Genomic DNA, 11,823 nt, shown 5'->3' on the forward strand with positions numbered 1-11,823 from the left:
ATTTCCGCCATGAGTTTATCCTCCGTAAGTATTAACCGCCCGGTCCTCGCCATCGTGATGAGTTTGCTCATTGTGATTTTCGGGGTCATTGGGTTCCGCTCGCTGGCCGTGCGCGAGTACCCGAGCGTTGACCCGCCCATCATTACGGTGCAGACCGGCTATACCGGCGCCTCGGCCGACGTGATTCAGAGCCAGATAACCGAGCCGCTCGAAGAAAGCATCAACGGCATCGCGGGCATCCGCAACCTTACTTCCACCAGCCGCGACGGGGCCAGCACCATCACCGTGGAGTTTGACCTGAACGTGGACCTGGAAGCGGCCACCAACGACGTGCGCGACAAGGTATCGGGCGCCCTGGGCAAGCTGCCGCGCGACGTGGACCCGCCCACCGTGAGCAAGGCCAATGCCGACTCCTCCCCCATCGTACTCAACTACTTAAGCTCGTCGTCGCGCACGCTGCTGGAGCTCACCGACTACGCCAACAACGTGCTCAAGGAGCGCCTCCAAACCATTCCGGGCGTGAGTGAAATCCGGGTGTGGGGCGAGCGCAAATACTCGATGCGCCTCTGGCTCGACCCCGTGAAGATGGCCGCCCTCGGCATCTCGCCCGTGGACGTGCAGCAGGCCCTGGCCCGCGAAAACGTGGAACTGCCCAGCGGCGCCGTGCAGGGCCAGAGCACCCAGCTTTCGCTGCGCACCATGGGCCGCCTGGCCTCGGTGGATGACTTCAACAACCTGATTATCCGCAACGACCCAACCTCGCTGGTGCGCCTCACCGATGTGGGCTACGCCGAGCTGTACCCCGAAAACGACCAGACCATCCTGCGCCGCAACGGCTCGCCGATGGTGGCCGTGATGGCCATTCCGCAGCCCGGCGCCAACCAGATTGCCATCACCGACGAATTCAACAAGCGGATGAAGCAATACCAGAACGACTTGCCGAAAGACCTGAAAATCAGCACGGGCTTCGATAATTCGGTTTTCATTCGGGCCTCGATTTCGGAAGTGGAGGACACCATTATCGAAGCCTTTGTGCTGGTAGTGGTCGTGATTTTCCTGTTTCTGCGCGACTGGCGCTCCACGCTCATTCCGGTGGTGGCCATTCCGGTGTCGCTGATTGGTATTTTCTTCGTGATGTACATCATGGATTTTTCCATCAATGTGCTTACGCTGCTGGCCATCGTGCTGGCCATCAGCCTGGTGGTTGATGATGCCATTGTGGTGCTGGAGAATATTTTCAGTCGGATTGAGGAAGGTGAAACGCCGCTGGAAGCTTCCAAAAACGGGGCCCAGGAAATCCTGATGGCCGTGGTATCCACCACGGTGGTGCTGGCGGCGGTGTTCCTGCCGGTGCTGTTTCTGCCGGGCATCACGGGCCGGCTGTTCCGCGAGTTCGGCATTGTGCTGGCCGGCTCGGTGCTGATTTCAGCTTTCGTGTCGCTCACGCTCACGCCCATGATGTGCTCGCAGCTGCTCAGGAAGCAGCAGCACAACTGGCTGTACCGCAAGACGGAACCGTTCTTCGAATACATCACCAAGGGCTATCGCGACGCGCTCGAATCGTTTCTGCAGCGCCGCTGGATGGCCTGGGCCATGGTGGCCGTGACGGGCGTGGGCATCTGGTTTTTCATGAAAGCGCTGCCCTCGGAGCTGGCCCCGGTGGAAGACCGCAACCGTATCAGCATCAACGCCACGGCCCCGGAAGGCGCTTCGTTCGAGTACATGGACGACTACATGAAGCAGCTCTACGCGGTGCTGGCCGATAGCTCGGCTCAGGATGCGGATAACATTCTGACGGTGACCTCGCCCGGCGGGGGCAGTAGCAGCGGCTCGGCCAATTCGGCCATCGCCCGGGTGCTGCTCAAGGACCCCGACCAACGCCCGCATTCCCAGCAGCAGATGTCCGATATTCTGACTTCGGCCGTGAAGAAATACACCGGGGCCCGCGTGTCGGTGTCGCAGGACCAGAGCATTAGCTCCGGCGGCAAGGGCGGCCTGCCGGTGTCCTTCGTGGTGCAAACCCAGGATTTCGAGAAGCTCACCACCGCCGTGCCCAAGTTTCTGGAGGCGGCCCTGGCCGATAAAACCTTCAGCTTTGTGGACGTGAACCTGAAGTTCAACAAGCCCGAGCTGCGCGTGGTGATTGACCGCGAAAAAGCCCAGAGCCTGGGCGTGAGCGTGCAGGACATCTCGCAAACGCTGCAGGCCGGCCTCAGCGGGCAGCGCTACGGCTACTTCATCCGCAACGGCAAACAGTACCAGATTATCGGGCAGGTGGCCCGCGAAGACCGCAACCAGCCCCTCGACGTGCGCACCCTGAACGTGAAAAGCCGCACCGGCAAGCTCGTGCAGCTCGACAACGTGATTCGGCTCGAAGAAAAGAGTACGCCGCCCCAGCTCTACCGCTTCAACCGCTACAACGCGGCCACGTTCTCGGCCTCGCTGGCCAAGGGCAAAACCCTGGGCGAAGGCATTGCCGCCATGCAGGCCATTGCCGACAAAACCCTGGACGAGAGCTTCTCCACGGCGCTTTCGGGCACCTCGCGCGACTTTGCCGAAAGCTCCTCTTCCATCCTCTTCGCCTTTGGCCTGGCGCTGGTGCTGATTTACCTGATTCTGGCCGCCCAGTTCGAGAGCTTCCGCGACCCCGGCATCATCATGATTACGGTGCCGCTGGCTCTGTCGGGCGCGCTTTTCAGCCTGTGGTACTTCAATCAAACGCTCAATTTGTTCTCGCAAATCGGCATCATCATGCTGGTGGGCTTGGTCACCAAAAACGGCATTCTCATCGTCGAGTTCGCCAACCAGAGCGTGGAGAAAGGCGCCGATTACATGACCGGCCTCATTGAGGGCGCCACGGCCCGCTTCCGCCCCATTATGATGACGAGTTTGTGCGCCGTGCTGGGCATTCTGCCCATTGCCGTGGCGCAGGGCGCGGGTGCGCTGGGGCGGCGGGCCATGGGCATTGGCGTGGTGGGCGGGCTGCTGTTTGCCACCGGCCTCACGCTGTTTGTGGTGCCGGTGATGTACTCCTATTTCGCCACGGCCAAGAAGCATAAACCGAAAGCAGCCGAGCCGAAGCCGGAAGTAGTGGTTGCTTAATATTTATTTCTAAGAACTTTATAATGAACGCAGTGAAGCATCTCGGCTGCTTATGTGACTGATTTACTGCTGCGGTAGAGATGCTTCGACTCCGCTCAGGATGACCGTGCTTTTTCCCATTCATGAAATTTCCTTCGCTTCTTTTCTTTTTCCTCCTTCCCCTCACCAGTCTGGCGCAAATGCCCACGGCCCGGCCGCGCCAGCTGGCCAAGCCGAAGAGCGTGGCCGCGGCCCCGCCGCTTTCGCTTCAGCAAGCCATTGCTGAAGCCTTACAGCACAATTACGGCATCCTGCTTTCGCGCCAGGACGTGCAGATTGCGGAGAATAACGTGACCCGGGGCAACGCCGGCCAGCTGCCCAACCTCAATGCCAACCTGACCCGGACGTTCAACAACAACAACATTACCTCGCGCGTCGGCGAGAATGACCCGCGCGTGATAAGCGGCGGCACTTCGAACCTGCTGAACTCGAACGTGACGCTGGGCTGGACGCTGTTTGATGGTTTCGGGATGTTCATCGCCTACGACCGGCTGAAAAGCCTGCGCACTCAGCAGGAGCAGATTACCCGCGCCACGGTGGAAGAAACCGTGGAAACCGTGACCAACGCCTACTACGACGTGGTGCGCCAGGCCGGCAAAATCACCTCGCTCGAAGAAGCCCTCAAAATCGGCCAGGCCCGCATCGACCTCACCCAGGCGCAGGTGGACGTGGGCGTGAGCGCCAAAGTGGAAGTCCTGACCGCCCGCGTGGACTACAACGCCGACCGCAGCCTGTTCCTGCAGCAGCAGCAGGCCCTGACGGCGGCCAAAATCACCCTCAACAACCTGCTGGGCCGCACGCCGCGCACCGATTTCGAGCCCACCGACAGCCTGACCGTGACCCGCGACCTGCGCGAGGACGTGATTACGGCCGGTATCAAGGCCAACAACCCGCGCCTGGCGCAAGCCAAAATCGGCGTGGACGTGGCCACGTATGACCGCCGCCTGGTGCGGGCGGCGCGCTTCCCACAGCTGGGCTTTGTGACCGGCTACGGTATCAACCGCAACATCAACAACGCCCAGTTTATCACGCTGCCCACCGGCCCGGTGCTCAGCACCAGCACCAACAGCACGGTGGGCCTCAACTACGGCATCACGGCCACGGTGCCCATTTTCAACGGCTTCAACCTGCGCCGCCAGGAACAAAACGCCCGCGTGGCAGAAGAGCAAAGCCGCCTCAGCCTGGACCAAACTGCCCTGCAGCTCGACGCCAACGCTGCCACGGCCTTTGCTCAATACCAGAACTTTATCCAGCTCCTCAACCTCGAAGAAGCCAACATCCAGCTGGCCCGCCAGAACGTGGACATTGCCCTGGAGCGCTACCGCCTGGGCCTGCTCACGCCCCTGGCCCTGCGCGAAGCCCAGCGCAACGAGCTCGACGCCGAAACCCGCCTGCTCGATATTCGCTACTCGGCCAAGCAGGCCGAGATTGCGCTCCGGCGGCTGAGCGGCGAGCTGGTGCAGGTGCCGTAACGCCTGTGGCTTAATGAGCAATGAAGAATTAGCTGTCAAGGCCAAAATCCCTCATTCCTCATTAAGCCGCAGGCGTCCTACTCCTTCACAAACCGCTTGGTCTGGGTGCCGCTTTTGGTGGTGATTTTGTAGAAATACGTACTGGCGGGCAGGTCGTGCAAGTCGAGCTGCTGGGTGTGGGGGCCTTTTTCCTCGCTGGCGTCCGACACCAGGGTGCGGAGCTTGTTGCCGCCTTTATCGAGCAAATCGACGGTCACGGGGCCGGCTTTTTTCACCTCGTAATCGAGCTGGCTGGTGGGGGCGGCGGGGTTGGGGTAGAAGCTGGTGTTGCCCACGCCGCTCTCTACGCCGCGCTCGGCGCTACCGGCAGCGGGCGCGTTGGGGTCCAGCAGCAGGAACATGGCGGGCTTGAAGAACCGGCGCAGGCCGCCGCGTTCGTGCATCCGGCCCTGGAAAGCGGCCAGCTTTTGCTGGTGCTCGGGCGTAGCATTCTTGGCCACAATGGCTTTGATGTCGGTACTCCACTTTTCCTTCTGGGGCTGAACTTCGGCGGTGAGCTGGGTGATGGCGCCGTCGTATTTCTGGGCCATCTGGGCCACGTTCAGCATGATGCCTTTGGCTTCGAAGCGCAGCTGGTGGGCCTGCTTCTGCTGGGCTTCGGTGAGGACCGGGCGGGTGGCGGGGGTGGCGGGGCCATCGGTGGGCATCACGCTGTGGCGCAGGGCCTGGCCTTGCTCCTTCAGGGCCCGGAGCTGGGTGCGGTACGTGGCCAGCTGGGCATGGTCGGCGGCGGTGAGCTGGGGCTCCAGCTTCTGGCGCTGCTGCCGGAGCACGGGCATGATGTTGGCCTGGAAGTAGGCCTTGATTTCGCGGCGGATGGGCCGGTCTTCGCGCTGGTGGCGGCCGCCACGGGCCATCCCGGCAATGGTGGCCGACAAGACAACCAGCAGCACCAGCGCCAGGAATTTAGGTGAGTTTGATTTCATAATATCAGGCGGGAAAATAAAGAATTAGCAGGGTTTATTTTGATAGACGATGTAGCCTTGGTGAAGTTTAAGCCTCCCGTCAAATTTTCACATTCTCCGCCCTGCCCTTTCTGGCCGAAGCCGGGTTCGGCAACGCAAGCCGGGAGTTCGCTGTTGCAGCCGGGCTTTTTCCGGCCCTATATTGACAATCAAAACCTCCCGCCGCGCTCCATGACGACGCCCCCTGCCGCCCCCGCCCTGAAGAAAGCGCTGACGCCGCTGCACCTGTGGGCCATTGCGGTGGGCCTCGTTATCTCGGGCGAATATTTTGGCTGGAACTACGGCTGGGCCGTGGCCGGGCCGCTGGGCTTTCTGGTGGCCACGCTGGTGGTGACGGTGCTCTACGTCACGTTCATTTTCAGCTTCACGGAGCTCACCACGGCCATTCCCAGCGCGGGCGGGCCGTTTGCCTACGCGCACCGGGCCTTCGGGCCGATTGGGGGTTTCGTGGCCGGCTACGCTACGCTGGTCGAGTTTCTGTTTGCGCCACCGGCCATTGCCTTTGCGCTGGGCAGCTACGTGCACTTCCTGTACCCGGCGGTGCCGGTGCTCTACACGGCGCTGGGCTGCTACGCGGTTTTCACGCTAATCAACCTGCTGGGAATTAAGGAATCGGCCAATTTTTCGCTGGTCGTCACGGTGTTGGCCGTGGGCGAGCTGCTGCTGTTTATGGGCCTGGTGGCGCCGCATTTCAAGACCACGAATTTCCTGGCCCACCCCGTGCCGGTGACCGCGCCGGGCGTGTTCGCGGCCCTGCCGTTTGCCATCTGGTTTTACCTGGCCATTGAGGGCGTGGCCATGGTGGCCGAAGAGGTGGCCGAGCCCCGGCGCACCATCCCGAAAGGCTACGGCTACGGCCTGCTCACGCTGGTGGGCCTGGCCCTGGGCGTGATGGTGCTCACCGGTGGCGTGGGCGACTGGCGGCGGCTGAGCCACATCGATTACCCCCTGCCCGAAGCCCTGAGCGTGGTGCTGGGCAAAGGCAGCCGCTGGACCAGCTTCTTCGCCAGCATCGGCTTGTTTGGGTTGGTGGCTTCGTTTCACGGCACCATCATCGGCTATTCGCGGCAGGTGTTTGCGCTCGCACGGGGCGGCTACCTGCCCGGTTTTCTGGCCCGGCTGAATGGCCGCCAAACGCCGCATTGGGCGCTGGTGGCGGGCGGCGCGGTGGGCGTACTGGCTCTGCTCACCGGCACCACCGACCAAGTCATCATCCTCTCAGTCCTGGGTGCGCTGGTGATGTACATCGTGAGCCTGCTGAGCCTGTTCGCCCTACGCCGCCGCGAGCCCGATTTGGTGCGGCCGTTCACGGTGCCGGGGTATCCCGTGGTGCCGCTGGTGGCGCTGGGGTTGTCGCTGGTCAGCCTGGGGGCGCTGGTTTATTATAACCTGCTGTTGAGTGGTATTTTCCTGGCGGGTTTGCTGGGGCTGCTGGCGGTGTTCCTGCTGCTGGGCCGCCACCGGCAAGAGCAGTTAGCAGTTAGCAGTTAGCAGTTAGCAGTTAGCAGTTAGCAGTTAGCAGTTAGCAGAAGAACGTCATGCTGAGCGCAGCCGAAGCATCTCTACCGCGCAAGTAATTCTATACATTTCAACGAAGCGGTAGAGATGCTTCGGCTGCGCTCGGCATGACGTTCTTCTGCTAACTGCTAACTATTAACTGAAATCATGCCTTACCGCCACACCATCGGCTCGCGAACTTACCGGTTCGATGACCTAAAAACGCTGCTGGCGCGGGCTTCTCCTCTGCGCTCCGGCGATGTGCTGGCCGGCGTGGCCGCCGCTACTTACGAAGAACGGGTGGCCGCCCAGTTTGCGCTGGCCGAGGTGCCGCTGCGGGCCTTCCTCAATGAAGCTCTGGTGCCGTATGAGGAGGACGAAGTAACCCGCCTGATTATCGACATGCACGATGCGACGGCCTTTGCCAGCGTCAGTCATTTCACGGTGGGCCAGCTGCGCGACTGGCTGCTGTCGGAAGCAGCCGATGCCGAAGCCCTGCAAGCACTGGCTCCCGGCCTGACGCCGGAAATGGTGGCCGCCGTGAGCAAGCTCATGCGCAACCAGGAGCTGATTGGCGTGGCCCGGCGCTGCGAAGTCGTCACCCGGTTTCGCAATACGCTGGGCCTGCGCGGCCGTCTGGCCACCCGCCTCCAGCCCAACCACCCCACCGACGACCCGCGCGGCATCGCCGCCAGCCTCGTCGATGGCCTGCTCTATGGTAGCGGCGACGCGGTTATCGGCATCAACCCGGCCACGGACAACCCCAAGGCCGTGAGCAACCTGCTGCACATGCTGGACGCCGTGCGCGAACAATACGCCATCCCGACCCAGACCTGCGTGCTGTGCCACGTCACCACCGCGCTCCAGCTCATCGAGCAAAAAACGCCGGTGGATTTGACCTTCCAGTCCATCGCCGGCACCGAGGCGGCCAACGCCAGCTTCGGCATCAGCCTGAGCGTGTTGCAGGAAGCCTGGGAAGCCACGCTCGCCCTGAACCGGGGCACGGTGGGCCAGGATGTGATGTACTTCGAAACCGGCCAGGGCAGCGCCCTTTCCGCCAACGCCCACCACGGCCTCGACCAGCAAACCTGCGAGGCGCGGGCCTACGCCGTGGCCCGCCGGTTCCGGCCGCTGCTGGTCAATTCGGTGGTCGGCTTCATCGGCCCCGAATACCTTTACGACGGCAAGCAAATCATCCGGGCGGCCCTGGAAGACCATTTCTGCGGCAAGGTCCTGGGCCTGCCCATGGGCGTGGACGTATGCTACACCAACCACGCCGAGGCCGACCAGGACGACATGGACACCCTGCTCACCCTGCTCGGCGTGGCCGGCTGCAACTTCATCATGGGCATTCCGGGGGCCGATGACATCATGCTCAACTACCAGTCCACCTCCTTCCACGATGCGCTGTATGTGCGGCAGGTGCTGGGCCTGCGCCCGGCCCCCGAGTTTGAGGCGTGGCTGCAACAGCAGGGCATTTTTGATGAGCACGGACTGCTGCCCGCCTCCACTTCCTCCCAACTGCTGAAGCAGTTGCCACCAGCCTTGCGCTAAACGCCCAAAAACATGACCCCAGACCTGCCAAACCCCACCCCTGCCAATCCCGAAGCCGACCCCTGGGCCGGCTTGCGCGCCTTCACCGCGGCCCGCATTGCCCTGGGCCGGAATGGCACCAGCGTGCCCTTGCGCGAGGCGTTGGCGTTTAAGCTGGCGCACGCCCATGCCCGCGACGCGGTGTACTCAACCCTGAATACCGAACAGCTGCTGGCCGATTTAGCTGCACAACAGCTGCCCGTGTGCCAGGTGCGCAGTCAGGCCCCAACCCGCGAGGCCTACCTGCAGCGCCCCGACCACGGCCGGCAGCTGGACGAGCCCTCCAAAAAGCTGCTGGCTGAGCAAGCCCCCGGCGACTGTGACATTGTCCTTATTCTGGCCGATGGACTGTCGGCCACGGCCATCAACGACCACGCCGGGCCGTTGCTGCGCCTGCTGCTGCCCCAGCTGCAGCACGCCGGTTTTCGCCTGGGTCCGATTGTGTTGGCTGAGCACGCCCGCGTGGCGCTGGGCGATGAAATCGGGCAGCTGCTGCGGGCCCGGCTGGCGCTGGTGCTCATTGGGGAGCGGCCGGGGCTGAGCTCGCCCAACAGCCTCGGCGCATACTTCACCTACGCCCCCAGGCCGGGCCTGACCGACGAAGCCCGCAACTGCGTGTCCAACATCCGGCCGGAAGGCCTGGGCTATGAGTTGGCGGCGGACAAGCTGTTTTTCCTGCTGCGGGAGGCCTTGCGTTTGCAGCTTTCGGGCGTGGGACTCAAGGATTTGTCGGACTTACTGCCTGTCTAACGGGTACTCTCAAGCGGCTGCGCGGGGCGTTAGCCGCATCCGTTCCACATCCGTACTTCATTTTGCGGATTATACCTTGGAGCCATGCCTAGCAATTCATCCCTACAGCTCAACTACCGGCCTGATTTGGGCGTTCTCATGGTGCGCTGGCTTGAGGATTCCACTTTCCCGCACCTCCAGGACGAATACGAAGCCGTGCTGACCGCCGAGCCCACCCAGCGAACCGGGCGCTGGCTATTGGACGTGCGCCGCCGGCCCACTCCCACCATCGAAGCCGCCAACTGGGTCATCTACAACTGGATGCCCCGAGCCGCCGCGACGCTGTTGCCCGACCGGCTCCGCATTGCCTACCTCATCTCGTCGTTGCGCGCCGAAGCCCTGAGTTCCGACCCCGATATACAAATCAGCTTGCAAGATGCCTTGGCCCCCGGCCGCCATTACGACATGGCCGTGTTTGGCGATGAAGCCGAAGCCGTGCGCTGGCTCACTGCCGCTTAGCCGAAGCCGTGCGGCCTTAGCGCAGGGCGCGCAGCTGCTCCAGCGCCGCCAGGGTTTCCTGGTGCTTGCGGCGCTCTTTTTCCTCGTCCGAAACCGGGTTTTTGGGCTCGGTGCCGTAGAAAGCCAGGATATTGGCGCGGGCCTGGGGGCTGAGGTTTTCGAATTTCTTGCCGGCCAGCTTGCGCACCCACTCGCCGTAGGTTTCGTCGGCCAGCGCGTATTCTCCGGCCATTGTGGTTTTGCCGGTGTCGAAGTCGGTATTATCCAGCTTCAGCGGGTCGGCGAGCGCATCGGCGGGCTGGCGGCCGACATTGGTGCAGTAATCGACCATTACTTTCTGGAAGCTGGCCCGAAAGTAATGCTCCGCTTCGGGCGTGGGCAGCTTGAAGGCGAACGGTTTGAGCGGCCCAATTTTGGGCATTAGCCGGATGAAATAGGAAAGAATGCGGGCCCCGAAACCGGGCTGCTGGTACTCGTTGCCGTACTCTTTCCGAAACGCTTTGGGATGGTTGTGCTCCATGTAGTCGCGCCGCCGGGCGCCGGGGCTCAGCTTCACAATGTCCTTGCGCTTGTAGTGCCAGGCCGCCCGGGCGGCGGTCGGAATCAGCTGGCTCACCGCGAAGCGGTAGCTGGCAATGCTCAGGTCCACGTTGGCAATTACCTGGCTCAGCTCCAGGCCATACGTTTTGAAAAAAGCCCGCTCCAGCACCGCCTTGCTCACCTTGAACCCAATTTTCTGATGATACTCCTGGGTGTGGTACTTGCCGTTGGCCAGCTGCACCACGTCGAACGCAAATTCGAGCTGGCCGTGCTGCTTCTTGGCCTCCTCGTAGGTGATGACGGGGCCAAACTTGGCGGCCAGCTCGGGGTACACGCTGGCCATGGCCCGGTTGGTGCCTTCGGAGTGGCCGTTGTTGTCGGCAGAATAGTGGGCCAGGGCCCCCAGCGCAAACGCGTAGTCGTTGCGGTCCTGCGATTCGCGCAGTAGGTTGCGGATAAAATCGCCCGAGCGCACGTAGTGCGTCAGGTTGGTAAAGAGCACGTTACCGAAAGGGTAATAGCCCATGTCCTGAATAATGGCCCCGCCGTAGGCATACGCCTTGGCGGCCACCAGCTCCTCGGCGGTGCCGCCGGGGTAGCGCCGCTGAATGGCCGGCAACAGGCAGTCGTCCCAGGTCGAATCGATATTGGCCTGGTGGGTGAGCACGGCGTAGGCTGCCGCCGGCCGGGCCGAAAAAGCCAGCAGCAGGGCCAGCAACAAAGAATAAAGGCGGGGCATGAGGGAGGTAAAAGCGCAACTTTTGAAGCTTCCAACGGCAAACCCTACTACTCCGTTGCCGGCCACTGGCACCAGCCGCACCATGCCCACCGGCGGCGGTTCCATACGTTGCCGAGGGCAAGCCGTTTGCCTCGCCTTGCGGGGAGCTTAGCCAGTGGCGATGACCGGGCGAATCTTGCTCAGCAGCAGTGCCACGGTGGTTTCGCCTTCGGGCAGGCCCTGCTGCCGCCACAGCTCGATGCCGCGCTGCATGAGCACCCAGGCGGGCAGCTCGGTGGGCTCGAAGCTGCTCACCACGGAGGGGTGGCTGGCTTCGTCAATCGTGAGCACCCGAATGGCGGCTCCCAGCTGCTGCTGCAGGACGCCCAGCGCGGCCAGGGTAGCCGGCCGCCCCGGCCGGGTGCCCGGCAGGGCCCGCGGCAGCAGCACCAGCAGCACCGCCGCTTCGGCAGCGGGGGTAGTGGCGGCGGGCTGAAAAGCAGCAGGAACGGGGGCAAGCATCGGGACAGATGGGGAAGCTGGTGGCTGCAAAACTACCGGCCCCCGGCAACCTGCTACATGACACCCA

At 62.8% G+C, this 11,823-nt stretch carries 9 protein-coding genes; 6 read left to right on the plus strand and 3 right to left on the minus strand.

The window, feature by feature from the left end; translation table 11 throughout:
• The first annotated feature begins 9 nt into the window (after positions 1-9).
• A complete protein-coding gene (locus J4G38_RS15545) occupies positions 10-3,102 on the plus strand; it encodes an efflux RND transporter permease subunit (protein ID WP_210517892.1) in 3,093 nt (1,030 codons plus the stop codon).
• A 122-nt stretch (positions 3,103-3,224) separates the two neighbouring features.
• Entirely contained in the window at positions 3,225-4,613 is a 1,389-nt protein-coding gene (locus tag J4G38_RS15550) for a TolC family protein (protein ID WP_210517893.1), read from the plus strand.
• 77 nt (positions 4,614-4,690) lie between these two features.
• Here the strand turns inward: J4G38_RS15550 and J4G38_RS15555 are convergent, their stop codons facing one another.
• A complete protein-coding gene (locus J4G38_RS15555; RefSeq protein ID WP_210517894.1) occupies positions 4,691-5,599 on the minus strand; it encodes a T9SS type A sorting domain-containing protein in 909 nt (302 codons plus the stop codon).
• Positions 5,600-5,809: 210 nt separating this feature from the next.
• Here J4G38_RS15555 and eat point away from each other — a divergent pair, with 210 nt between their 5' ends.
• From eat to J4G38_RS15575, 4 genes are all read left to right on the plus strand, one after another.
• Positions 5,810-7,129, plus strand: a complete 1,320-nt coding sequence (gene eat / locus J4G38_RS15560) for an ethanolamine permease (RefSeq protein WP_210517895.1) — start codon at positions 5,810-5,812, stop codon at positions 7,127-7,129.
• Between the two features lie 174 nt (positions 7,130-7,303).
• Positions 7,304-8,689: an ethanolamine ammonia-lyase subunit EutB gene (locus tag J4G38_RS15565; protein ID WP_210517896.1), complete on the plus strand. Its 1,386-nt coding sequence runs from the start codon at positions 7,304-7,306 to the stop codon at positions 8,687-8,689.
• Between the two features lie 12 nt (positions 8,690-8,701).
• Positions 8,702-9,478: an ethanolamine ammonia-lyase subunit EutC gene (gene eutC / locus J4G38_RS15570; protein WP_210517897.1), complete on the plus strand. Its 777-nt coding sequence runs from the start codon at positions 8,702-8,704 to the stop codon at positions 9,476-9,478.
• An 84-nt stretch (positions 9,479-9,562) separates the two neighbouring features.
• Positions 9,563-9,976, plus strand: a complete 414-nt coding sequence (locus tag J4G38_RS15575; protein ID WP_210517899.1) for a hypothetical protein — start codon at positions 9,563-9,565, stop codon at positions 9,974-9,976.
• A 16-nt stretch (positions 9,977-9,992) separates the two neighbouring features.
• Here the strand turns inward: J4G38_RS15575 and J4G38_RS15580 are convergent, their stop codons facing one another.
• Both J4G38_RS15580 and J4G38_RS15585 read right to left on the minus strand, forming a co-directional pair.
• Positions 9,993-11,255 (minus strand): zinc dependent phospholipase C family protein, encoded by a 1,263-nt coding sequence (locus J4G38_RS15580; protein WP_210517900.1) that lies wholly within the window; start codon positions 11,253-11,255, stop codon positions 9,993-9,995.
• Between the two features lie 147 nt (positions 11,256-11,402).
• Positions 11,403-11,756 (minus strand): thioredoxin, encoded by a 354-nt coding sequence (locus J4G38_RS15585; protein ID WP_210517902.1) that lies wholly within the window; start codon positions 11,754-11,756, stop codon positions 11,403-11,405.
• Positions 11,757-11,823: the final 67 nt, after the last annotated feature.

Origin of the sequence: Hymenobacter terricola (assembly GCF_017921975.2) — a bacterium.
GTDB lineage: Bacteria > Bacteroidota > Bacteroidia > Cytophagales > Hymenobacteraceae > Hymenobacter > Hymenobacter terricola.